This window comes from Pseudomonas graminis (assembly GCF_900111735.1).
Classification (GTDB): domain Bacteria; phylum Pseudomonadota; class Gammaproteobacteria; order Pseudomonadales; family Pseudomonadaceae; genus Aquipseudomonas; species Aquipseudomonas graminis.
In genome coordinates this window covers 1-25,357 of the sequence record NZ_FOHW01000020.1, presented here as the reverse complement: position 1 = coordinate 25,357, position 25,357 = coordinate 1, and the positions used below count along the sequence as shown (strand labels likewise).

Here is a 25,357-nt window from a genome sequence, read left to right as displayed (position 1 = left end):
CCACTCACGACGAACAACTGATCTCCAGATGCTTGCCCCAATCCGGCGGACGCTGTGCATAACTCTCCATTCCGGGCTGTTCATCGTACGGCGTGCACAGCACCTGATGCAGGCGGCGGACTTCGCTGTCGTCGCCTTGTTCGGCCGCTTCGATGGCGCGCTGGGCCAAGTAGTTGCGCAGGATATACAGCGGATTGACGGCGTGCATGCGTGTGCGACGGTCCTGCTGACTGGATTCAGGCTCGCGGGCGATGCGGGCTTTGTAGGCGTCGGCCCAGGCGTCGAAGCCAAGCATGTCGACGAAGTTGTCGCGCAGTTTTCCCACAGCGGCGTCGGCTGACTCCTCGCCCAGATGGCGGAAAAACAGGGTGTAATCGACGCCGCTGTTCTGCATCAATTGCAGCAAGCGCGCGATCAGGTCAGCGTCATCTTCTTCCGCCGTTGTCAGGCCCAGACGTCGACGCATCAGGTCCAGGTAATGCGCCTGATACAGCGGCAGAAACAGGTCCAGCGCCTCACGCAATGCCTCGACACTGATGAAGGGTGTCAGCGCCTGAGCCAATGCGCTGAGGTTCCACTGGCCGATGGGCACCTGATTGCTGAAGGAGTAGCGGCCTTCGTGATCGGAATGGTTGCAGACGAAATGCTGGTCGAAGTCATCCAGAAACGCGAACGGGCCGAAGTCGAAAGTGATCCCGAGAATGGACATGTTGTCGGTGTTCATCACGCCATGACAGAAGCCATAAGCCTGCCATTTGGCGATCAGCTCGGCCTGCCGCTCGACGATCACGCGAAACATCGCCAGGTACGGCTCGGGCTGTTCCAGGCACTCGGGGTAATGCAGGGACAGCACGTGATCGGCCAGTTGCTTCAGCTGTTCCGGCTGTTTGGTGTAGAAGAAATACTCGAGGCTGCCGAAGCGCACGTGGCTTTGCGCAAGTCGCAGCACCATCGCCCCACGCTCCTGGGTTTCACGCCACACCGGTGTACTGGAGCCGATCACACAGGCCGCACGACTGGTCGGAATGCCCAAGGCATGCAGGGCCTCGGAGGCCAGAAACTCGCGGATTGACGAGCGCAATACAGCACGACCATCGCCCATGCGTGAATATGGTGTCTGCCCCGCGCCCTTCAGGTGCAGGTCCCAGTGTTCGCCAGCGTCGTTGTACACCTCGCCGAGCAGCAAACCGCGGCCATCACCCAGGCGCGGGTTGTACGAACCGAATTGATGCCCTGAATAAACCATCGCCCGCGGGTCGGCCTCGGCCCACAGTTTGTGGCCGCTGAAAATTTCAGCAAACAGAGGTTGTTCTGCCTGAGCGAGGTCCAGATCGAGTAACGCGAGGGCCGCTTCGCTGGCAACCACCAGCCGCGGGTCGGCGATGGGCTCGGGCAGCACGGTGGTGGAAAACGCATCGCCCAGACGGGCAAAACGATTATCGAAAGTCAGCTCGTCGAGGGCTTTCAAGGGATGCCTCCAGCAGAATGTCCGACCATTCTGCTGGGTTTTTCCGGGTCAGTCGAGCCTGACTTCCGGTGGCTCCGGTGCATCTTTTGGCGCCGGAGGCACAGCAGCGGGCGGCGTGATGGTTTTCTGCTCGGGTTCAACGGGCACCATCTTGTACTCCTGTCCCTGCATGTTTTTGAGGTAAACCTCCATCTGCCGGAACGAGATATTGATGTGCTGCTTCTTGAATTCCTTATTGATAAACCGGTTGATCTCGTCGAGCACCGGGTTGCGGTCGCCCAGGTCACGCACGTGCATACGCAGTTCGTGGTCGAGGGTGCTTTCGCCAAAATTGAGGAAGTAGACGATCGGCTCGGGCTCTTTCAACACCCGAGGATTTTCCCGAGCCGCCTGGAGTAGCAGGTTGCGCACCAGATCCAGATCCGAGCCGTAATCCACGCCCAGCTTGAGCGTGACGCGGGTGATGGTGTCCGTCAGCGACCAGTTGATCAACTGCCCGGTGATGAACGTCTTGTTCGGGACAATGATGTCCTTGCGGTCGAAGTCGGTGATGGTGGTCGCGCGAATGCGGATCTTGCTGACCGTACCTGACAGGGCGCCGATGGTGATGGTGTCGCCGATCCGCACCGGGCGCTCGAACAGGATCATGATCCCGGAGATGAAGTTGGCGAAGATCTCCTGCATGCCGAAACCCAGGCCGACCGACAGCGCTGCCACCAGCCATTGCAGCTTGTCCCAGCTCACGCCTAGGGCCGAGAGTGTCGAGACAAAACCCACGCCCGCGATGGTGTACGACAGCAACGTGGTGGTTGCGTACGAACTGCCCTGCTTGAGGTTGAGCTTCGACAGCACCAGCACTTCCAGCAGGCCCGGCAAGTTGCCGGCGAGCACGAAGGTAATGCCGATGATCACCAGCGCGCCGATCAAGTCGCCCAAGCTGATCGGCACCATGCTGATGTTGGCGCCGGTACCGCTGGTGTATTCGTACAGCGTGATGTTATCGAGGTACGAGAACACCGAAATCAGGTCGGCCCAGACGAAGTAGAGCGCGCCGATGAAGCCGGCGATCAGGGCCAGTCGAATCAATCGCAACGACTGCTGGTTGACCTGCTCGATGTCCAGCGTCGGCTCCTCGATCAGCGTCTCGCCTTCGCCGGCTTCTTTCGCGGCCTGACGCTTGCTCAGCGCACGCTGATACGCCAGACGGCGCGCGGCGACGCTTAGCCCGCGCACGAAAGCGGCTTCGATGACCAGCCACAGCATCAGCAGATACAGCGTGTCGATCAGGCGATCACTGAGTTTCAGCGCCGTGTAGTAATAGCCAAAGCACACGGCGACGAACAGCGCGACGGGCAGGGCGGTGAAGGCCAGACCCACGGCGCGGCGAAACAGCGATGCACTATGGTGGGTCGGGCTGGTGAGCAACAGGCGCGCGAGCAACCAGGCCATCAGGGCATAGCACGTCAGCACCACGGCGATGCCGATCACGTCGTCGGCCAGTGCCGAGGGCTCGTGCTCGGCCACAGCCACCACCGTCACCAGCGCCAGCACGACAAGACCCAGACGGCGGATCCAGCCGCGCAGGAACTCAACCTGCGGTTTTTCCCAGCGGAAGTGCAGTTGCGCCACGCCGCCCGGCGCAAGAATCCGGTATGCGGTGTAGAACACCAGCCAGGCCAGGGCCACTTGCAGCAGCGCAGAACCCAGATTGACGTTCTGCCCGCGGGCGTCGATCTGCAGGGCGAACGCACACACCGCGAGGGTCAGCGACAACGGCATCGCCAGCAGCACGTTGATGAAAATCGCCAGCGGCGTCTGCCACTGCCGGTCCCGCTTGAAGTGGCCGATGTCGGCGTGCAGGCGGTTGAGCTTGTCGTACAGCGCCTTGCGTTTCCACATCAGCGCGCCGATCACCAGAAACAGCGGCAGGAAGATCAGCGGACGTTGGGTCAGCCCGTCATACAGCTCGCTGACGCTGGACGTCCATGGCAGGGTGGTGACCTGTTTGACGAGTCGCGGCTGGACGCGCTCGAACCATTCCAGGTCCAGCGGCTTGTTGCTGGGAATCCAGAACATCTGCTCATCAAGGGTGGCCCGCAGGCTGTTGGCCGTACTGACCAGCTGTTTCTGATTGAGCTGCAGGGTGATGGATTCGTTGAGCAGCGCACTGAGCTCGCGATTCAGCCGCTCCAGCAGGTCGCTGCGCGTGGTAGCCAGATCGAGCAACGTCTTGCGCAGCGCGGGCGTCACGTCTTCGGGTTTCTGCGTCGCCAGCAATGTGTCGACGTAAGCGCTTGGGCTGCTCATCTGCTCGCGCTGCTGATTGACCTCGAATTGGTACAGGCGGATGTCGGCGATTTCGTCGGCCAGACCGCTGTCGAGCTTGAGTTTGGGTAAGGATTGCTTCTGTTTGTAGAGGATTTTCGACAGCAGCAGACTGCCGCTCAATACGTTGATCTGCTCGTCGAGCGCCTGATCGGTTTGCGTGATGGCATCCAGCTGGGTCTTGGTCTTGAGGTTCTGCTGGGTCAGCTCGTTGAGACGGTCGGTGCCACGCAGCAAGTAGTCGGAGAGCTTGAGGTTGGCGGCGCTTTCGGTCGCCAGCAGGCTGCTGCCGCCGGCTTTCTGCGCTTCAAGGGACAACTGCGTCACGGTTTCCTGTGACTGGGCGCGACGCTTCTCGTTGATCAGCGTCTGCAGGTCCTGGATTTCCTGATCCTGTCGATTGACCTTTTCCGTGAGCAGGTCGCGCTGGCTGCCGCCCAGGTCCTGCAACTGGCTGTTACCGGCAAGCTCCTGGCGACGCAGCGCAATCAATGCGTTCAATGAGGCCTGTTCAGCGTTCAACGCGTTGCGCTGGTCGGCGTTGATGGTTTTGCCGCCGTCCTTGCCTGACTTGAGGATGCCGTTGATGGCCTGAATGCGCGTCTGGCTGTTGCTGATCTCGGCCTGGGCACGCTCTGGCCGGGTCTGCGCGGTGATGGTCAGGCTGTTGGCGTCATTGAGGGCTTTTTGCAGATCAGCCTGCTGGGCGCTGCGCTGACTCAGGATTTGCTCAAGCTGCGGCACCTCAAGATTGGCGTAACGCTGCGCGACCGGAATGACTTTGCTGGCCTTGAGCTTGGTCAGCTCGCGCTGGTTCTCGGTGGTCTGACGGGGTGCGTCGGCGAGCTGCTTTTTAAGGTCTTCCAGCTTCTGCTGGTTGTCCTTCTGGCTGGACAGGAACGTCAGCGTCTGTTCAAGCACCTGTTGCAGCGCTTTCTGGTCGTCAGCGCTCAGTTTGCGGTCGGCGATCTTGTCCAGACTGTGCTGGACGGCCTCGCTGGACAGAGGAGGCGTATCGGCGGCATGCGCCGGTACGGACGACAGGCACAGCCCAAGCAGGGCCGAGGTGAAAAGGTTACGCAGCGTGGACATAGACACCGGGTCGAGCGAGCAGAAATGGGGGGCAGTTTAAAGGAACAGCCCGGGCCCCGGGCGGCTTCCTTCGGGGAATCTGACGCCCACTTTGAGGATCTTGTTCCCGTCCATAACCGCAACCGTCCAAATAGTTCCATTCCATTCGATCTGGTCGCCCACGATCGGCGCGCCTCGATTCTTCTGAATGATGAACTGACTCAGCGGCATACCCGGATCCAGCCCGTCCAGTTTCAGACCATAGAGTGCCGCGACAGCCCCCAACTCAGCGTCTCCCTCGAGTACGAAGTCACCGAAGAAGCGCAGATCCAGACCACGTTGCGGCGCCTGACTGAACAGCTTGCCGAGGGCGGGAAGGTCGTGTTCGTGGCCGATGACGCACAGCAGATCGCCGACTTCCAGCACCGTACTACCCGACGGGTGGAGCAGTTGCTGACCACGGAACAGCGCTGCGATCCGCGTGCCTTCGGGCATTTTCAGCTCGCGCAACGCGGCACCGATGCACCACTTTTCGGCACCAAGGCGATACACGAACAGCTCCCACTCGCTGGTGACATGCACCTCCAGCGCCGCGCGGGAGATCGGCGCCGGATCAGGCGGCACCGTCACTTTCAGCCATTTCGCAACCCACGGCAGGCTCGTGCCCTGAACCAAGAGCGACACCAGCACGATGAAGAACGCGAGATTGAAATACAGCTGCGCATGGGGCAGGCCAGCCATCAGCGGGAACACCGCCAGAATGATCGGTACCGCACCGCGCAAACCCACCCAGGCGATAAAGGCTTTTTCGCGACCGTGGAACACCCGGAAAGGCAGCAGGCCCGCCAGCACCGAGAGCGGCCGCGCCACCAGAATCATCCACAGCGCCAGGCCCAGGGCCGGAAGCGCGATCGGCAGCAAATCATGGGGCGTGACCAGCAGGCCCAGCACCAGGAACATGCCGATCTGCGCCAGCCAGGCCATGCCGTCGAGCATGTGCAGAATGCCGTGACGGCTGCGAATCGGCTTGTTGCCCAATACCAGACCGCACAAATAAACAGCTAGGAAGCCGCTGCCGTGAATGGCGTTGGTCAATGCGAAGACGACGAGACCGCCGGCCACCACCAGAATCGGGTACAGGCCGTTGGCCAGATTAATCCGGTTGACCAGCTGCAGCATGATCCAGCCGCCGCCCAGCCCGACGATGCCGCCGATGCCGAATTCCTGAACCAGATGGCCCAACAGGCTCCAGTGCAGGCCGGTCTGGCCGCTGGACAGCATGTCGATCAACGTGACCGTGAGAAACACCGCCATCGGGTCGTTGCTGCCGGATTCTATTTCAAGGCTGGCGGTCACCCGTTCGTTCAGGCCTTTGCCGCCCAGCAGCGAGAACACGGCGGCGGCGTCGGTGGAGCCAACGATTGCGCCGATCAACAGGCCTTGAATGATGTTCAGGTCAAATAGCCATGCGGCGACCATGCCGGTCAGACCCGTGGTGATCAGCACCCCGACTGTCGCCAGCGACAGGGCGGGCCAGAGAGCAACCCGGAAACTTGCCACCCGCGTGCGCAGGCCGCCGTCGAGCAGAATGACCGCCAGCGCGAGGTTGCCGACCAGATAGGCCGTTGGGTAATTATCAAAGATGATGCCGCCGCCATCGACGCCGGCCACCATGCCGACCGCCAGGATGATCACCAGAATGGGAATGCCGAGGCGGGAGGACAGCGAGCTGACCAGAATACTTGCACCCACCAGCAACGCGCCGATCAGGAACAGGCTGTTGATGGTCGTGGCATCCAAGGGCGGTACTCCAGAAACGAATTCGAACAAACGAGGGCGCGAACTGACCATGCAGTCCGCGTGCCAAGGGATTTAACCTGTTGAATTGGTTAGCTGTCAAAGCGTAATTCTTGACGGCCGGGCACTGGGGACTGCGCGGTCGACGTATATCAAGAGGCCGCTGGGCCACCGCTGGTCGACGGTTCAGTGCCGGCTTGCGGGGGTGAAGTCGCCTTGGCAACGATAAATATGTATGGCAGATGGCGCCGCGAAATCTGATCACGTCTGGCGTTCATTTCAGCAAGAAGCGATTCGCGCCATGCAGGTTTCAAACACAGCAGTAGCCGCCTTATCAGACGAGCGCCAACTCAAGCAGATAGCCAAGCGCTACGCTGCCGACTATCCCGATCCCCATGACCTCGCCAGGTCTGCCGCCCAGAGCATCCTCTTTCGGCACACGGGTAAGCACCTCGATCCCGACCATGTGTATTGGCATCGTTTTACGACGGCCAGTAGCAGCGAGTTGTCCTTCACTGGCTGGAAACACGCCGGCACACCGGTGCAGTCGATGACCATGATCGAGCTGTTGATCCATCGGTTCGAGGTAAGCGACCAATCATCTGCAGACGAGCTGGCTCTCTACGGCGGCTTCTACACGGACGGCCCCAGTCACGAGTTTTTCGACGAGCGCAATGAAGTTCGCCTGTTGCCTGAGGAAGTTCTTCGGGATTTCTGGGCGCTGGATTTCAGCGCGGGCTATCGCCGCAAAATGGACCGGTTCTGGACGCGACACAGTGATAACTGTTGCTTGCTCGCCAAGGCCAGCTACCTGGCGCGTGCCGGGGAAAGCGTTGCCAGGCGCCATCTTTCTCTTGCCGATTTCCAGACGGTGCGAAGCGTCATCAGCCAAGACCCGATGCCCCGATTGGAACAGCTGCGTACCGCAGCGCCAGCGTCGCCGGGTGTCTTGGTGTTTCCTTTAGAGCTCGGTGCATTCAAAGCTCGGGACATATTGCGCATTGTCGGGCCCGGGGAAAGGCAGATTCTGTACCTCGGCGGTGAGGCGAGGCCCTTTCGCAGCTTCGATACCCATCAGCACCTTTACCAATGGCTCAAGGGGCAGTTTCTTTCCTTGAGAACCCGAGCGTCCATCTGCGCCCGCTTTTTGCGTTCGTCGAACGACTGGCAAACACATCGCGATGCCTTTCAGCGCGATGTCGCGCAGCTTCTGAGCCGAGCGCAAGACCTTGAGGTCACGGATCGACTCGTCAATCGAACCGGCGAGCCGATTGCGGGTGATCCATTCGTTTATTTGCGCGAGGTCGCGCGCAGCGACATGACCAATGACGCAGACGCGTTGTTGACCAGCAACGCCGACCTGCGCAAACAGATCTGGCTGGGTTATCTGAACACTTTCCTTTCGGTGTTTGGCAACCTTGCGCCCCTGGGCTGGCCGATGGCGCTGGCGGTTGTGGGTGCCAGTGCCGCCAATGTCGGCCTGAGCATCGATCAGGCTGTGAACGCAAGAACCTCCGCGCAGCGTAGTCTCGGTGTTCAGAGCGCGATCAGCAGCGCGATCTACCTTTTTTTCAATTTACCTTTTCTGCTGCGCACGGGGGCGGGTGTCAACACTGCCTGGCCACGTGTGAGCCCGCCGCCGGGTGAGTTACCCGGCAACCCGCTGTCAGGCATGCCGGGCGACATCGTTCTTGAGTCTCAACTGCCTGCGGCCCAGGACGGGCGCTTTCAAGGCACCTATCCATTAGGGGATGGCGAGACGTGGGTGACGGTCGGACGCGAGGCCCATCGCGTAAGTTTCGATGGGCACCTCGGAAGCTGGGTGATTGTCGATGCAGACAATCCTTTCGCTTTCAACGGTCGCTGTCCGGTGGTGCTCAGCGCTGATGGCTACTGGCAACGCCTGCCTGCGCCGGGATTGGCGGGCGGCATGCCGATGGACAGCGTCGCAGCCGGCGCTTCAGATCAGCCACGGTTTACTCCCGTTCAGTCTGCGTTCTGGGATCGTTTCATGCAGTTGAATCTGTTCGACGAAAAGCTCTATTCCGAAGCCGCGGTTGCACGGCAGGAATCGGTAGTCGAGGTTTACCGAATGGAACCGCAGGAGGTCGTTACTTCCGACTCGGACGGTGAGGACGTCCACTTCGATGAGTGGGGGGCCAGGCATCGGGTATATCGCACTGCGGAGGGAGAGTATTTCGCGTCGAACATTACGGCCTACACCCACGATGATGAGGCGTACAACCAGTTTTTACGCACCGGTGTGCCGAAATATCCTGATCAGGTCGCAATGCTCAGTCGGTTTGTGGAGGACGTCATTACCGTGGGCAGCAACAACGATGTGGCGCTTTATCGAGGGGGCAGCGGCGCGAGAGGTACGTCGGGGGCTTTTTTTCGTACCGGCGACGTTCAGGCGGGGGATGTACTCGTGAACACCGATATCACCTCCTTCAGCGAGAACCCTTACATGGCGCGGACGTTCGCCAGTAGCCAGGGAGGGATGCACGCCAGCGCGACGGAGGAGCCGATTCGTTTCGATGACACCAGCGTAGTCTTCGTATTGCCCGAAAAAAGCTACCTGGGTGCCGCACCCATTGCTCCTTTTTCCGCCAGCCCGGAAGAGGCTGAAGCTGTTTTCCTGCCAGGCCATTACTTTCAGATCGACAGTATCGAGCACGTTCTCGGTACGTTTTATCAGTTCATGAAAGTGCAGTTGCGCGAGATAGGAGGACCTCTGGAGGGGCGCAAACTGCTTGACCTGCGTACCGGGGAGGCTTTCAGTCGCGAACAGTATGCCGCCCGACTGGGCAGTGACGCGAAGGCCTTGACGGACTTCTTCTTTCCCCTCTCAACCTCGTAATAACCCAAGGGGTCAGTCGCTTAAAACCACCCCTCCTGCATCGACAGACACGCATCATCCCGCCTTTCGAGAATCGCCAGTTCGTGATGGCAGCCCGGCACTTCCCAAGTAAGGAAGAGCCGGGCGGCCTGCAGTTTGCCTTGGTAAAAATCGTGATCAGCGGAGGTGTCGCGATTTAAACCTTCCTGCGCCCGAATCGCCTGTTCCAGCCAGCGCCAGCCAATCACCGCGTGTCCGAACGCCTTCATGTACAGCGCGGAGTTGGCCAGTGCCGCGTTGACCTTGCCCTGGCTCAGGTCGGTCAGCAGGCCGAGGGTCACCGCTTGCAGCCGGGCGACCAGTTGCTCCAGGGGTTGCCGCAATCCCGTCAGCGATTCATGGGCCTGCGCCCGCTCACAGGTATCAGCGATAAGCCGAATCAGCTGTTTGAGCCCGGCACCCCCGTTCTGCGCCAGTTTCCGGCCCAGCAGGTCCAGCGACTGAATGCCGTGGGTGCCTTCATGAATCGGGTTCAGGCGGTTGTCGCGGTAGTACTGCTCCACCGGGTACTCCCGGGTATAGCCGTGGCCGCCGAGAATCTGGATCGCCAGTTCGTTGGCCTTCAGGCAGAACTCCGAGGGCCAGGACTTGACGATGGGCGTCAGCAGATCGAGCAGCTCGTGGGCGTGTTTTCGCGCCTCCTCGCTCTCGCCCGTTTGGGTGTCGTCGAAAAGGCGAGCGGCGTACAGGCCCAGGTCAAACGAACCCTCGACGTAGGCTTTTTGCGTCAAGAGCATGCGTCTGACGTCAGCATGCTGAATGATGGACACCGGCGAGCCGTCCGGCGACTTGCTGTCAGGCAGTCGGCCTTGTGGGCGTTCGCGGGCGTATTCCAGTGAGTACAAGTAACCGGCGTAGCCCAGCATGACCGCCCCCATGCCGACGCCGATGCGAGCCTCGTTCATCATCTGGAACATGCAGCTCAGCCCCTGATGCGGCTTGCCCACGAGATAGCCGACGCAGTTGCCGTTGTCGCCGAAATTCAGTGCCGTGGAGGTGGTGCCGCGCCAGCCCATCTTGTGAAACAGGCCGGCCAGAATGACGTCGTTGCGCTCACCGAGGCTGCCGTCGTCGTTAACCAGAAACTTCGGAACGATGAACAGTGAAATACCTTTCACCCCCGCGGGTGCGTCGGGCAGTTTGGCGAGGACCAGATGGACGATGTTTTCGGAGAGTGGGTGATCGCCGCCCGAGATAAAAATCTTGTTGCCGCGCAGGCGATAGCTGCCGTCTTCGGCGGGCTCGGCGCGTGTGCGAATGTCTGACAGCGACGAGCCTGCGTGGGGCTCGGTCAAGGCCATGGTGCCGAAGAAACGACCCTCGATCATCGGTTGCAAAAAGCGCCGCTTTTGCGCGTCGGTCCCGAAGTTTTCAATGAGATTCGCCGCGCCCATCGTAAGGAAGGGGTAGGACGCCGTCGCGGCATTGGCGGACTGAAAATGGGCAAAACAGGCCTGGGACAGCAATGTCGGCAGTTGCATGCCGCCGACTTCGAAGTCCCGGGCGGCGTTGAGAAAACCTGCCTCCAGGAAAGCGTCCACGGCAGGTTTCACTTCCGGGATCAGCACCGCTGCGCCGTTCTCGTAGCGCGGCTCGTTCTCGTCGTTTTTGCGGTTGTGGGGTGCGAAGTATTTTTCCGCGATGTTGCGCGCCGTGCTGATCGCTGCGTCAAAGGTTTCCCGGCTGTGCTCGGCGAAACGTTCGCGTTGGGTAAGCGCCTCTGCGTCCAGCACTTCATACAGCTCGAAAGCCAGATTGCGGGAGCTGAGCAACGTCTCGGACATGGCGGCGTACCTTTCTTGGGAATGCCGTCGAGTCTAGGTGGGCGGGGAGGGGGTGAACAGGATGATTGATGCGGGTGATGGAGGTATCAAACGATCAAGGCAGGCTCGCCGAATTCGGTGCAGGAGCGCGCTTGCCCACGAACGCGTCAGGTCAAACACTGCTGTGGTGTCTGACCGAATGCATTCGCGGGCAAGCGCGCTCCTGCAACGGGGCTGGGTTATCCGATCGTCATGAGGCTCGCGTTACCGCCTGCTGCTGCGGTGTTGACGCTCAGCGCACGCTCGATCACCAGGCGCTCCAGCGCAATGTTGGTTTCGCCTTTGGACAAGCCGTGGACGCCGACAATGGCACCGCTGCGTTGAGCGACCTGTTCGCAGATGGCGCGCAGTTGATCGGAATCACCGTGGTGCAATACCGCGTCAATGGCGACCTCGTCCTTCTGCCAGTCGGCAACCAGCTTGATGCGCGACTGAACGTCCTTGGGCACACGGTTACGCAGCGACTTGCCCGGTTCCCCGTCCGGCATGATCGCCGTGCTGCCCACCGCCATCACGGCGGCCAGTTGCGCCAACAGATCCGTCTCGTCTTCGGCCAGGCACAACACGTGTTCACGGGGCAGGATGCTGTAGCTGTTGCGCTCGCCGGTCGGGCCCATGAGCATGCGGGTCACGCCGCTCTGGGATTCTTCGGCAAACTGGCTGCACAGAGCTTCAAGGTCGCTGAGTTGCTGGCTGCTTGCCCAGGCCTTGAGCGCATTCAGCGGCTTGAGCATCGCCTCTTGCATGCGGGTGTCCGGTGCCTGTTGCGCATCGCGGGCGGCAAAGGATTTCTGCACGGCGTCGGCGGGGCGGGTCGACAGCAAACGGTACAGGTAAAGCGGGCCACCGGCTTTCGGACCGGTGCCCGACAAGCCTTCGCCACCGAACGGCTGCACACCCACCACGGCGCCAACGATGTTGCGGTTGACGTACATGTTGCCGGCGTTGACGTTGTCGATCACCTTGGCGATGGTCTCGTCGATGCGCGTGTGTACACCTAATGTCAGGCCGTACCCGGATGCATTGATCTGGGTGATCAATTGATCCAGCTCACGGCGCTTGTAGCGCACGACATGCAGTACCGGGCCGAAGATTTCCCGTTGCAACTCGTCGAAGCTGTCCAGCTCGATCAGCGTCGGCATCACGTAGGTGCCGCGTTTGATTTCGTCGCTGTCGGCAATGGCGACCTGATACACATTACGGCCTTTGTCACGCATGGCCTGAATGTGTTTCTCGATGCCGGCTTTGGCTTCCTGATCGATTACCGGGCCGATGTCCACCGACAGGCACTCCGGGTTGCCGAGGCGGCTCTCAGCCATCGCCCCTTTGAGCATCTCGATGACGCGGTCCGCAGAATCTTCCTGCAAGCACAGCACGCGCAGCGCGGAGCAGCGTTGGCCGGCGCTGTCGAACGCCGAGGACACCACGTCGATGACCACTTGTTCGGTCAGGGCCGAGGAGTCGACGATCATCGCGTTCTGGCCGCCGGTTTCAGCGATCAGCGGAATCGGCCGGCCCTGGGCATCGAGACGGCCGGCGACGTTGCGTTGCAGCAAACGGGCAACTTCGGTGGAACCGGTGAACATGACGCCCTTGACGCGATCATCGCCGACCAGCCGCGCGCCGACCGTTTCACCCCGGCCCGGCAGCAGTTGCACCACGCCTTCGGGAATGCCGGCTTCGAGCAGAATGCGGACGGCCTGTGCGGCAATCAGCGGTGTCTGCTCCGCGGGTTTGGCGAGTACCGGGTTGCCGGCCGCCAGCGCTGCCGCGACCTGACCGCTGAAGATGGCCAGCGGGAAGTTCCACGGGCTGATGCACACCACGGGGCCCAGAGGGCGATGAGCGTCGTTGCTGAAATCGTTGCGCGTCTGCACCGCGTAGTAACGCAGGAAATCCACCGCCTCGCGCACTTCGGCAATGGCGTTGGCGAACGTCTTGCCGGCTTCGCGGGCCAGCAGGCCCATCAACGGTTGAATCTCGGCTTCCATCAGGTCGGCGGCACGCTCGAGGATCGCGGCACGTTCGGCGGGCGGTGTTGCTTGCCAGATCGGTCCGGCGCTGAGGGCGCTGAGCAGGGCATTATCGACGTCCTCCAGACTCGCTTCCTGCACGTGACCGACCACGTCACGCAGATCGGACGGGTTCAGGACAGGCACCTCAGTGCCGGCGCTGACCGGGCTGCCCAGCATCGGGCCGGCTTTCCAGTCGTTGTGCGCCGTGGCGAGCAAGGCGGAAGAGAGCGAGGCCAGACGATGTTCGTTGGCCATGTCGATGCCGGCGGAGTTTGCGCGCTCACTGCCGTACAGGTCGCGTGGCAACGGAATGCGCGGATGCGGCAGGCCGAAACCACCTTCCTGGGTCGCCATGCGCTCGATGCTGGACACTGGATCGGCCACCAATTCCTGTATCGAAATCGACTGGTCGGCAATGCGGTTGACGAAGGAGGTGTTGGCGCCGTTTTCCAGCAGTCGGCGCACCAGATATGCCAGCAGCGTTTCGTGGGTGCCGACCGGTGCGTACACGCGGCACGGCCGGTTCAACTTGCCGTCGGCGACTTTGCCCACGACCTGCTCATACAAGGGCTCGCCCATGCCGTGCAGGCATTGGAATTCGTACTGACCGGGGTAATAGTTCTGACCGGCGATGTGGTAAATGGCCGACAACGTGTGGGCGTTATGGGTCGCGAACTGCGGATAGATGACTTCCGGCACCGACAGCAGTTTGCGTGCGCACGCAATGTAGGAAACGTCGGTGTAAACCTTGCGGGTGTAGACCGGGTAGCCTTCCAGGCCTTCGACCTGAGCGCGCTTGATTTCACTGTCCCAGTACGCGCCTTTCACCAGACGGATCATCAGGCGATGGCGGCTGCGGCGTGCCAGGTCGATGACGTAATCGATCACATAAGGGCAGCGCTTCTGATACGCCTGAATGACAAAACCGATACCGTTCCAGCCGGTCAGTTGCGGCTCGAAGCACAGTCGTTCGAGCAGATCCAGCGACAGCTCCAGGCGATCGGCTTCTTCGGCGTCGATGTTCAGGCCGATGTCGTATTGCTTGGCCAGCAAGGTCAGCGACAGCAGGCGCGGGTACAACTCATCCATCACGCGCTCGTATTGCGCCCGGCTGTAACGCGGGTGCAGGGCGGACAACTTGATGGAGATGCCCGGACCTTCGTAGATACCACGGCCGTGGGACGCTTTGCCGATGGAGTGGATGGCTTGCTCGTAGGACGCCAGGTATTTCTGCGCGTCGTGCTCGGTCAGCGCTGCTTCGCCGAGCATGTCGTAGGAATAACGGAAGCCTTTCGCCTCGAACTTGCTGGCGTTGGCCAGGGCTTCGGCGATGGTTTCGCCGGTGACGAACTGCTCGCCCATCAGGCGCATGGCCATGTCCACGCCCTTGCGGATCATCGGCTCGCCGGACTTGCCGATGATGCGACTGAGCGAGGAGGTCAGGCCGGCCTCATTGTGGGTGCTGACCAGTTTGCCGGTCAGCAGCAGGCCCCACGTGGCGGCGTTGACGAACAGCGACGGGCTATTGCCCAGATGCGGGTGCCAGTTGCCGGTGCTGATCTTGTCGCGGATCAATGCGTCGCGGGTGCCTTTGTCGGGGATACGCAACAGGGCTTCGGCCAGGCACATCAACGCCACGCCTTCCTGGGATGACAGCGAGAATTCCTGCAGCAGGCCCTGGACGATGCCGGCGCGGCCACCCGCGCTCTTCTGGTTACGCAGCTTTTCAGCGATCGACGCCGCAAGCTTGTGGGTGGCATCGGCCATCGGCGCAGGGAGGCGCGCCTGCTCGATGAGCATGGGCACCACTTCAGGCTCGGGGCGGCGGTAGGCAGAGGTGATCGCGGCGCGCAGGACTGACTGGGGAAGGATGCTTTCGGCGAATTCAAGAAATGCCTGATGGCCGTTGTCGGCGAGCAAGTCACCCTGATCGTCGGCGTCTTTGCCACCCTGACCACTGAGTTCATTCAGGGTCGCACCGCCCTCGAGTTTCTCCAGATAATTGAAGATCGCCTGCTTGATCAGCCAGTGGGGCGTCCGGTCGATGGAGTGCGCCGCTGCTTTCAAGCGCTCACGGGTGGGGTCGTCGAGTTTGACACCGAGGGTGGTGGTGGCCATTTCTTATCCTCATGACAGCCACGATCATGTGGCTTAGCTGCGGCAAGATTAGCTGCCGGGCTGTAAGGGTGCAACCGGGTGCAACCGCTTTTTTCAAAGTGTTTCAGGAGTGCCCTGTAATGAGTCGATTCAGCGGTAGCCCGCCAGTTTCGGGTGCCGCGCACGGCAGGGCTCTATATGGCAGCTCCCCCTGCAAACAGGGTCTGTAGTGGCCAGTCAGCTAAATTGTAAAAAAGGCGGGGAATGGCGGTTTTCGGGTTGCACCTGCTCCGGGATGTCCTCTAGGATGCGCCGCTTTGGTGCATTCAAGCGGTGTGCAGCGGCGAACTTTTTGCCAGCCCGCGACATACGCGAGCGGCCGTGCGCGAACCTGATGCCTCAGGGGAAATTCGCTCTGCTCGCGCCTATAAAAACAACGCCGGAATCTAACCGATGAGTGTCAGCAACCCTACCTTGATCACCTTCGTGATCTACATCGCTGCAATGGTCCTCATAGGACTCATGGCCTACCGTTCCACCAATAATCTTTCGGACTACATTCTCGGCGGGCGCAGCCTCGGCAGTGTGGTCACGGCGCTTTCGGCCGGTGCATCGGACATGAGCGGCTGGCTGCTCATGGGCCTGCCGGGGGCAATCTACATGTCCGGCCTGTCGGAAAGCTGGATTGCCATCGGGCTCATCATCGGCGCCTACCTGAACTGGCTGTTCGTTGCCGGTCGCCTGCGGGTACAGACCGAGCACAATGGCGATGCGCTCACCTTGCCGGATTACTTTTCCAGCCGCTTCGAAGACAACAGCGGTTTGCTGCGGGTGATTTCGGCCATCGTGATTCTGGTGTTCTTCACGATCTACTGCGCTTCCGGCATCGTCGCCGGCGCGCGGCTGTTCGAGAGCACCTTCGGCATGTCCTACGAAACTGCCTTGTGGGCCGGCGCTGCGGCGACGATTGCCTACACCTTCATCGGCGGCTTCCTGGCCGTCAGCTGGACAGACACCGTACAAGCGACCCTGATGATCTTCGCGCTGATCCTCACGCCAATCATCGTGCTTCTGGCGACCGGAGGTATCGACACCACGTTCATGGCGATCGAGGCGCAGGACCCGAGCAACTTCGACATGCTCAAGAACACCACTTTCATCGGCATCATTTCGCTGATGGGCTGGGGTCTGGGCTACTTCGGTCAGCCGCACATCCTGGCGCGCTTCATGGCCGCTGACTCGGTCGGCTCGATCGCCAAGGCGCGTCGCATTTCCATGACCTGGATGATCCTCTGTCTGGGCGGCACCGTTGCCGTGGGCTTCTTCGGCATCGCGTACTTTTCGGCACATCCGGAGCTGGCGGGTCCGGTGACCGAAAACCACGAGCGCGTCTTCATCGAGCTGGCCAAGATCCTGTTCAACCCGTGGATCGCCGGCGTTCTGCTGTCGGCCATCCTTGCGGCGGTCATGAGCACGCTGAGCTGCCAGTTGCTGGTGTGTTCGAGTGCGCTGACCGAAGACTTCTACAAAGCCTTTCTACGCAAAAGCGCGTCCCAGACAGAGCTGGTGTGGGTCGGCCGAGCCATGGTTCTGCTGGTGGCGCTGATCGCGATCGCCTTGGCGGCGAATCCGGAAAACCGCGTGTTGGGTCTCGTCAGCTACGCGTGGGCCGGGTTCGGCGCGGCATTCGGGCCGGTGGTGCTGATCTCGGTGATCTGGAAAGGCATGACCCGCAACGGCGCGCTGGCGGGGATTCTGGTCGGCGCGATCACGGTCGTGGTGTGGAAGCATTTCGAACTGCTGGGTCTGTACGAAATCATCCCCGGCTTCATCTTCGCCAGTATCGCCATCGTGGTCTTCAGCGCGATCGGCAAAGGCCCGACGCCGGGCATGTTGACGCGCTTTGAAGCAGCAGAAAAAGAGTACCAGGCGGCGTAAGGGCTGCCTGCTCAAGAGCCCGGGCGACACTAACGCTCGGGCTCCCTCGCGAGCGCATCAGCTCTTGTTGTGGTCGGCGTCCAGGTTGAAGAACATGGTCTTGCCGCCTTCGCTGGTATAGCCCGTGTGGTCTTGGGTGTAGACCCCGGCCTTGAAGTAAAGCTGCTGTTTGCTCCAGGTGGCGCTGATCCGGTCGTTCCAGCCCATGCCGTGGGCGGTCACGCTGAGTAACCCGGCTTTATTGAGGTGGATGACGTAGTTGAACGTCTCGTTCAGGCTCACGTTTTCCGCAACCGTGATCACTCGCGCCTTCTTGTCGTCGGGGTGATAGCGAACCTTGGCGACGATGTTGCCCATGTGCGTCGCTTCCAGGTACTGATATTCGAGCTTCAGCAGTGGCTGCGTGCTGTCGTAGACATGGATCTGACCGATGACGACTCTGCCGGAGGACGGCACCTGAAGGACCTTGAGCTTGGCATTCAGGTAATTGTCAGCGTCCTGGTAGTACCAGTTGTGCAGCGTGCCGTTGGACCAGGTCTCGCGCAATTCCGTACGTGGGTAGATCGCGTTGGCGGTCTTGCTTCCGGTGACCGGCGCCCAGAATGTGACGTTCGATGAGCCGGATTTGAAATACTTGTCGTCGTAACCTTGAAGCAGTTGTTGTGTCTCGATAGTGGCGGGGGGCGAGCCCACTGGAATGCTCAGATTCCACGTTCCCAAATCAATCATGTCTAGTCGTCCGATATGTCTCATTGCCAGCAAAGTTGCGGGCGAAAGGGGGTTGGGGGCGGCTTTTTATACGGTTAGACGGCGCGTTTGTTAACGTGAATCTGTCGGATGGTTGACGTCAAAGTGCCGCTATTTGACCCGCAGCGCAGAGTCCTCCTGACATTCAGCGCCGTTACCGTTAGTCGGTTGGATGGCACTTTTCGGATGGCACTACTATCGGCGCCTTCTTTTTTCTCCAATCGAAGCTAGAGTAATGGGCTATCAGACCCTCAGCGGGGGCGTTCCCCGGGCAGTAAAGTGAATGATGAGTAGCAGCATGGAATGCGTGCAGTCCCTGCCCTTAAGTGGCAAATCAGTATTGTTGGTTGTGGATGATTACCCTGAGAATCTGGTGACCATGTGCGCGGTGCTACAGCGCCAGGACCGGGAAATCATCACCGCCGCCTCAGGCATGGAAGCGTTGGGCATTTTGCTGGACAGAGATGTTGATCTGGTGCTTCTCGATGTGCAGATGCCGGACATGGATGGCTTCGAAGTTGCCCGCCTTATGCGTGGCAGTCTGCGAACGCGATTGACGCCGATCATTTTCCTCACCGCCAACGAACAATCCCGCGACTCGGTGCACAAGGGCTATGCCAGCGGCGCAGTCGATTACCTGTTCAAGCCGTTCGATCCCAATATTCTCAGGCCCAAGGTTCAGGCGCTTCTGGAGCAGCAGCACAATCGGCGTGCCCTGCAGAAGCTGAGCCGCGAGCTCGAGTCGGCGCGGGCATTCAACGCATCGGTGCTGGCGAATGTGGCCGAAGGCATTCTTGTGGTCTCCGAAGACGGCGTCATCAGTTTTGCCAATCCGGCGATCTGCCGCTTGCTGGGCATGACCGACGGCGAACTGCGGGGTACCGCGTTGTGCACCTACCTGCACGAGCCCAGCGTCGGCGAATGGGCCGACTCCGGCTTTTATCACCACTATCGCCGTGCCGACACCTACCGCGTCCACGACGCCGTGCTGCGAACGCCCGAGGGGCGGCAGGTCCCGGTCGCCTTGTCGTGCGCGCCGCTGCCCGCCGAGCAACGCGCCATGGTGCTCAGCGTGCTCGACATGTCGGTGGTGCGTGACCTCTATAGTCAACTCGAACATCAGGCCGTGACGGATTCCCTCACCGGCCTGCTCAACCGCCGTGGTTTCTATCAGACGGTCGAAGGGATGCTGCTGCGCAATGAGCACGCGGGCAAATATCTGGTCGTGTTGTATCTGGATCTCGACGGCTTCAAGGATGTGAACGACTCCCTGGGTCACGACGCCGGCGATCAGGTATTGCAGTGGGTCGGCGCGCAATTGAAAGACTGCCTGCGTCCTTATGATGTGCTTGCGCGTATGGGTGGCGACGAGTTTGTCGTGGTTATCGACGGGCTGGACTTCCCCGAACATGCTGCCAAAGTCGCCGAAAAGCTAATCGAGCGTGTGTCCGCCCGGCGGCTGGTGGACGGGGTCGAAGCCACCCTGGGAGCCAGTATCGGCATCGCGGTGTACCCGGACTGCGGCACCAATCTGGATGGCCTACTGCGTGCGGCGGACATTGCGATGTACGAAGCCAAGCGGGCAGGGCGTCAGCAATACCGCTTTTTCGATCAGTACATGAACGGACGCGCGCGCTCGCGTCTGATGCTCGAAGAGAGCGTGCGCACGGCAATCGATGGCAAAGACTTTTCCATGGTCTACCAGCCGCAGGTCAACGTCGTCACCGGCAAGACGAGGGGCTTCGAGGCGCTGCTGCGCTGGCATCATCCGGACGCGGGCGACGTGCCGTCAGGCGTGTTCATTCCGCTGCTGGAAGAGACGCGGCTGATCAACAAGCTCGGCAGCTGGATTTTCGAACAGGGTGCGGCGCAACGCCAAAGCTGGAGCGACGTGTTCCCGGATGATCTGGTCATGAGCGTCAGCGTGAGCCCGGCGCAATTCAGCCTGCCCAATCTGGCGGCCGAGCTGCAGCGCGCGATGCAGATACACGGCCTGAAACCCCGGCAGCTGGAAGTCGAGATCACCGAGCCATCGCTGGTCCACAATCTGGTGCACAGCCGCAAGCAGCTGCAGAGTCTGCATGACATCGGCGTGCGCGTGTCGCTGGATGATTTCGGTGCGGGGGACAGCTCCCTTGCCCACTTGCGTAACCTCGATCTGGACACCCTGAAGCTTGATCGACACTTCATTGGCGGCATGCTGGGATCGTCCCGGGATCTGGCCGTCGCGCGGAGCATCATTGACCTGTGTCGCATGCTCAATATCGAGGTGATTGCCGAAGGAGTCGAAACCTACGAGCAATATGAGTGGCTGGTCGACAACGGCTGCCAGATCATTCAGGGCTTTCTCATTGCTCATCCGATGCCGCCGCTGGAGGCAGAGCGTTTTGTCGAACCTGTTGAAATGCCGATAGCGTCACAGCTGCTCGGGCAGGACTGACGCGGTAGACTCGCGCTTTTCCCGCGACCTGGTTCGACCATGACTGTCCCCACGCCCATGCCGCTCAAGTACCTGCAAGCCTATCCCGAAGGTCTGCAGGATCAGGTTCGGCAATTGATCTCGCAGAATCGGCTGACGGAGTACCTGCAGCAGCGCTATCCCGATCGGCACGAAATCCAGAGCGACAAAGCGCTGTACGCCTACGCGCTGGCGCTCAAGCAGGAATACCTGCGCAACGCGCCGAACATCGACAAAGTGCTGTTCGACAACCGTCTGGACCTGACCCACCGCGCGCTGGGCCTGCACACCACGGTGTCGCGGGTGCAGGGCGGCAAACTCAAGTCCAAGAAGGAAATCCGCGTGGCGGCGTTGTTCAAGGAGGCGGCGCCGCAGTTTCTGAAGATGATCGTGGTCCACGAACTGGCGCATTTTAAAGAGTCGGACCACAACAAGGCGTTCTATCAGCTGTGCGAACACATGCAGCCGGGTTATCACCAGTTGGAATTCGACCTGCGCATCTACCTGACCTGGCGAGACATGCAGACGGCCGTGCGCTGATCAGCCGCTAACGCTTTTCAAGGAAGTTTTGATGGAAGTCAGCAAGACCAAGAGCAGTTTCTACCGCCGCCTGTATGTGGCGTATCTGATCGACAGCGGCATCGCCAGCAGCGTACCGGCCCTGACCGACGTCACCGGCATGCCCCGCCGCACAGCCCAGGACACCATCGCGGCGCTGGCTGATCTGGATATTGTCTGCGAGTTCGAACAACTCGATGGCGCCCGCAATCATGCCGGCGGTTACCGGATTCGTGACTGGGGCGCGATTGACCGCCGCTGGATCGAGGTCAATCTGCAGACCATCAAGACGGTGCTGGGGTACCCGTGACGTGGTGTCAGGGGCGTTGATACAAGAGCTTCCCGGCTGAAGCCGGTCCTACCAGGACCAATGAAGTTCCCAAGCAGGATCAGTCCAGATCGCGACGCATGCTGATGTGAGGAATGCCGTCCTCGACGTACACCTCGCCCACCGGGTTAAAACCGTAGCGACTGTAGTAACCCTGCAAATGCGCCTGGGCCGAGAGAAATATCGGCTGGTCCGGCCATCGGAGTTCCGCGTGTTTCAGCGCCTGAACCATTAATTCATGGCCCATTCCCTTGTTGCGCATTGACGGTGCAGTCACCACGCGGCCGATGGTCACGTCACCGTTCTGCTGAATCGGGTCCAGCAGGCGCAGGTAAGCGACCAACTGATCATCCTGCCAGGCCATCAGATGGCAGGTATCGCCCAGCAAATCCTGGCCATCGACGTCCAGATACCAGCATTTCTGCTCCACCACGAACACCTGCGCCCTGAGTTGCAGAATGGCGTACAGCTGCTCTTTTCCAAGGTCGGTATGGTGTTTGCAAATCCAGTTGATAGACATGACGCCGGCCTGCGAGAAGAAGTTGATGCCGGATACTAAACGCATATCGGCGCAAGCCCAAATTCGCGGCAAGCCGGGCGAGACGATGGTTCAGTGAACGGTGTTTCATTTTGTTGAACTGCGGCACAAACATCACAGTGTTACGAGTTGTGCAAAGCTCAAAATGAGTCTTCACTGAAGGCCAGTTGCCACAAGGAAGCTGAGCATGTCGCGTTTGCAGTGCGCCGCAGGGCTGTTGGGAATGATGCTGATAGCCCAAGGCGCGGTCGCGCAGACATTGCGTCTCGCCGGCGATGCATGGGCGCCTTATGCCGACGTGTCATTGCTGCACGACGGGCTTTCGACTGACCTGATTCGTACGGCGCTGGGTCGCGCCGGTTACGACACCGAGTATGAACAAGTCCCGTGGGCGCGGGCGATTCACGGGCTGAGCGAAGGGCGGTATGACATCGTCATCAACGCCTGGTACAGCGAAGACCGCACGCGTATTGGCGTTTTCTCCGCACCCTACTTGATTAACCGCCTGCGCTTTCTGAAACGCAAAGACGCCTCCATCGAGTTTCAGAACCTGTCGCAGCTGCACGGCTATTCCATTGCCGTCGTGCGCGGTTACGCCTATTCGCCGGAATTCGACGCCGATGCCAACCTCGAAAAGGTGCCGGTGGCGAGTTTCTCGATCGCTGTCAGGATGCTCGCTGCGGGCAGAGTCGGCTTGACGGTGGAAGACGAGTACGCGGCACGGTTTGCCCTCAAGCGCGAGCCTGCAGACGTGCGGGCCGACGTCGAATTCCTGCCCAAATCACTCAGCGAAAACAGCCTGCATATGCTGGTGAGCCTCAAGCGGGCGGATCACCAGCAGATCGTTATGGATTTCGACAAGGCCATTGCTGACATGAAAGCCGACGGCACTTACGACAAGCTCATCAAGCTGCACGGTCTGTGATGTCGGCTTCTTTGACCGGTTCCTTGATCAGGTGCGCTGCCAAGGTGCGAAGTGGCCCTAATTGCCGGCAGATCAGCGCCAGTTGCGTCTGCACCAACCGCTGGCCTTCATCGATTTCTTCCGGCATCTGTTCCAGGCTCGTCGCCAGCGCTTCCTCGGTATCGCTTTGCACCGCCACCGGCTCACGCATCGCCAGGCTCTGGGCGATTTCATCAATGCTCGCGGCAAGGTTGGCTGCGGCGCCCTCGATCAGTTGCTCACGCACTTCGGGCGGCAGCGGTGCGTCCCGGTGCGCGCCCAGTCCCGACAGGTAACTGAGCAGGGTGTGTGACAGCACCAGGAAGCGGAAACCGACGTCGGCCTCTTTGCGGAAATGCCCCGGCTCCATCAGCATGTTGGCCAGTGTGGTGGACAGCGCCGCGTCAGCGTTATGGGCGTTGCGTCGGGCCAGTCGGTAGGCCAGGTCGTCGCTCTTGCCGTTCGCGTATTGCTGCATGATCTGGCGCAGATAAATGCTGTTGCACGACAGCGTGTTGGCCAGCACCTTGTTCAGTCGACGACCTTGCCAGTCCGGCAGGAACAGGAACACCGCCAGGCCCGCGATCAGGCTGCCCAGCAGCGTGTCCAGCAGACGCGGCAGGAACACACCGTAGCCGTCGCCGACCTGATTGAAGCAGAACAGAATCATCACCGTAATCGCTGCGGTAGACAGCGTATAGCGCGTGGTGCGGTTGACGAAGAACACCACGCCGGCCAGCACCGCGCACATCGATTGCAGGACGGGTGTGGTGATCAGGTCGAACAGAATCCAGCCCGCCGTCAGGCCAATGGCCGTGCCGATGATGCGCTGCCCGAGTTTGCGCCGCGTCGCGCCGTAGCTTGGCTGGCAGACAAACACCGTGGTGAGGATGATCCAGTACCCCTGGGACGGGTGAATCAGGTGAACCATGATGTAGCCGATGACCAGCGCCAACGGCAGGCGAAGGGCGTGACGGAACAACAGCGAGGTCGGCGTCAGTTGCAGGCGCAGGCGCGTCCAGACGTCCTTGAGGTTGTGCGGGGAGCGGTCGAGCAGGCTGCTGTCGGTGGCGTCGGCCAATGCGTCAGGGTTGCTCGCGTCGCTGAGCAGCCGGTCGAGGGTGCCGAGGTTATTGGCCAGCGCTCGCAGCGAACGCAGTAGCCCGCGCCACGCCGGATTGCTTTGAATGCGCAGGTGCTCAAGGGAGGCGCGCAGGTCATTCAGCGCATGGGCGAAGCTGTCGTCATAGATGAACGGCTGGCGCAGCTGGATCGACGCCGACAGGTCACGGCAGGCGCGACCTTGCTGGCGCAACAGGCGCTGGCAGCGGAACAGCACGTCGCTGTGGAAGAACGCCTCGGCCAGGGAGTTGTAGGGATAGTGCGACGAACTGGCGCGCTCGTGGATGTCCTGGGCCAGAAAGTACAGCTTCAGGTAGCGACTGACCTTCGAACCCGGGCGGCCACTGCCGACGCGGTTAAGGATGATTTCCTTGGTCACGTTGAGCGCGCCGACGACCTTGCCGTTCTGCTTGGCAAGCTCAAGGCGCTTGGCTTCGATGTCGAGGGTGCGGATCGGCTCGAACAGCTCGGATTTGAGCTTCAGGTACAGGCCCAGCTCGCGAAACAGTCGGGCGAGCGCCTGCTGCACCGGCTGATTGGAAAACAGCATCTGCCAGAGCACCGAGAGCAGGCCATACCACGCCGCGCCCGCAACCAGCAGCATGGGTTCGTGCCAGAAGTCGGTGACTTCGCCGCCGCGCTGATCGACCCCAATCATGGTGTAGACCGACAGAATCAGCGTTGCGTAGGCAATGGCGCCATAGCGCTCGCCCAGGGCGCCGAGCATCGTCAGGCAGAACGCCGCAAAGGCAAACGCGCAGATGAACACCACGGGGTAGGGGAAAAGCAACTCCACGGACAACGCCGCGATGCTGAAACACACCAGCGTCACGGCCAGCGCATTGAGGCGGCCTTGCCAGCTGTCATCGGTTTCCGACAGGGCGCTGGCGATAATCCCGAGGAACAGCGGGATCAACTGGGACATCTCGTTCTGGTACCAGCACAGCGCCATGCTGCCGGTCAGCGCGATGAAAACCCGCACGCTGTAGGAAAACTTGTCCAGCGCCCAGAGACGGCGGAATGTATTGCGCAACGATGTCGATGCCATGAACGCTGACGGCCTTGTTCGCGATTGATTTTGCTGAGGGATATGTACAGCGCCGGATGCGCGCTGTACATCCGGTTAGCAAAATTTATTCCGGGGCGGATGCCAATACCTCAAGACGCACCTTAACCCCAATGGTGCATCTCTCGATTGCGCCACGCACTTGTAGGAGCAATCGGAGGTCA

Annotated in this window: 14 protein-coding genes; 6 read left to right on the top strand and 8 right to left on the bottom strand. The window is 60.7% G+C overall.

What is annotated here, in order from left to right; all coding sequences use genetic code 11:
- Positions 1-4 precede the first annotated feature (4 nt).
- From selO to BMY98_RS15790, 3 genes are read right to left on the bottom strand one after another with little or no spacing between them, the layout of a single operon-like run.
- Positions 5-1,468 (bottom strand): protein adenylyltransferase SelO, encoded by a 1,464-nt coding sequence (gene selO, locus BMY98_RS15800; RefSeq protein ID WP_074890750.1) that lies wholly within the window; start codon positions 1,466-1,468, stop codon positions 5-7.
- 48 nt (positions 1,469-1,516) lie between these two features.
- Complete coding sequence (gene mscK / locus BMY98_RS15795) at positions 1,517-4,885, bottom strand: mechanosensitive channel MscK (RefSeq protein ID WP_074890748.1); 3,369 nt, start codon at positions 4,883-4,885, stop codon at positions 1,517-1,519.
- A gap of 36 nt (positions 4,886-4,921) precedes the next feature.
- Positions 4,922-6,664, bottom strand: coding sequence for a potassium/proton antiporter (locus tag BMY98_RS15790; protein WP_074890747.1), 1,743 nt, complete (start codon positions 6,662-6,664; stop codon positions 4,922-4,924).
- 232 nt (positions 6,665-6,896) lie between these two features.
- On the opposite strand from BMY98_RS15790, the gene BMY98_RS15785 reads away from it, so the two are divergent.
- On the top strand, positions 6,897-9,521 hold the full coding sequence (locus BMY98_RS15785) for a dermonecrotic toxin domain-containing protein (RefSeq protein ID WP_342742117.1): 2,625 nt from the start codon (positions 6,897-6,899) through the stop codon (positions 9,519-9,521).
- Between the two features lie 20 nt (positions 9,522-9,541).
- Here the strand turns inward: BMY98_RS15785 and BMY98_RS15780 are convergent, their stop codons facing one another.
- Both BMY98_RS15780 and putA read right to left on the bottom strand, forming a co-directional pair.
- The gene (locus BMY98_RS15780; protein ID WP_074890744.1) at positions 9,542-11,344 is read right to left on the bottom strand and encodes an acyl-CoA dehydrogenase; all 1,803 of its coding nucleotides are present in this window, start codon (positions 11,342-11,344) and stop codon (positions 9,542-9,544) included.
- Between the two features lie 218 nt (positions 11,345-11,562).
- Entirely contained in the window at positions 11,563-15,516 is a 3,954-nt protein-coding gene (putA, locus tag BMY98_RS15775) for a trifunctional transcriptional regulator/proline dehydrogenase/L-glutamate gamma-semialdehyde dehydrogenase (RefSeq protein WP_074890742.1), read from the bottom strand.
- 432 nt (positions 15,517-15,948) lie between these two features.
- Between putA and putP the strand changes: the two genes are divergently transcribed.
- The gene (gene putP, locus BMY98_RS15770) at positions 15,949-17,433 is read left to right on the top strand and encodes a sodium/proline symporter PutP (protein WP_074890740.1); all 1,485 of its coding nucleotides are present in this window, start codon (positions 15,949-15,951) and stop codon (positions 17,431-17,433) included.
- Positions 17,434-17,490: 57 nt separating this feature from the next.
- Here putP and BMY98_RS15765 read toward each other — a convergent pair whose 3' ends face one another.
- The gene (locus BMY98_RS15765) at positions 17,491-18,162 is read right to left on the bottom strand and encodes a polysaccharide lyase family 7 protein (protein WP_074890738.1); all 672 of its coding nucleotides are present in this window, start codon (positions 18,160-18,162) and stop codon (positions 17,491-17,493) included.
- 301 nt (positions 18,163-18,463) lie between these two features.
- Here BMY98_RS15765 and BMY98_RS15760 point away from each other — a divergent pair, with 301 nt between their 5' ends.
- From BMY98_RS15760 to BMY98_RS15750, 3 genes are read left to right on the top strand one after another with little or no spacing between them, the layout of a single operon-like run.
- The gene (locus BMY98_RS15760; protein ID WP_425438880.1) at positions 18,464-20,620 is read left to right on the top strand and encodes a putative bifunctional diguanylate cyclase/phosphodiesterase; all 2,157 of its coding nucleotides are present in this window, start codon (positions 18,464-18,466) and stop codon (positions 20,618-20,620) included.
- A 57-nt stretch (positions 20,621-20,677) separates the two neighbouring features.
- Complete coding sequence (locus BMY98_RS15755; protein ID WP_425438882.1) at positions 20,678-21,178, top strand: YgjP-like metallopeptidase domain-containing protein; 501 nt, start codon at positions 20,678-20,680, stop codon at positions 21,176-21,178.
- A gap of 31 nt (positions 21,179-21,209) precedes the next feature.
- A complete protein-coding gene (locus BMY98_RS15750; RefSeq protein ID WP_074890732.1) occupies positions 21,210-21,506 on the top strand; it encodes a winged helix-turn-helix domain-containing protein in 297 nt (98 codons plus the stop codon).
- Between the two features lie 79 nt (positions 21,507-21,585).
- Here BMY98_RS15750 and BMY98_RS15745 read toward each other — a convergent pair whose 3' ends face one another.
- Positions 21,586-22,044 (bottom strand): GNAT family N-acetyltransferase, encoded by a 459-nt coding sequence (locus BMY98_RS15745; protein WP_074890844.1) that lies wholly within the window; start codon positions 22,042-22,044, stop codon positions 21,586-21,588.
- A gap of 205 nt (positions 22,045-22,249) precedes the next feature.
- On the opposite strand from BMY98_RS15745, the gene BMY98_RS15740 reads away from it, so the two are divergent.
- On the top strand, positions 22,250-22,987 hold the full coding sequence (locus BMY98_RS15740; RefSeq protein ID WP_074890730.1) for a substrate-binding periplasmic protein: 738 nt from the start codon (positions 22,250-22,252) through the stop codon (positions 22,985-22,987).
- Here BMY98_RS15740 and yccS read toward each other — a convergent pair.
- Complete coding sequence (gene yccS, locus BMY98_RS15735) at positions 22,968-25,175, bottom strand: YccS family putative transporter (RefSeq protein WP_074890728.1); 2,208 nt, start codon at positions 25,173-25,175, stop codon at positions 22,968-22,970. The two genes, BMY98_RS15740 and yccS, sit on opposite strands and share 20 nt — an antisense overlap.
- Between the last annotated feature and the right edge of the window lie 182 nt (positions 25,176-25,357).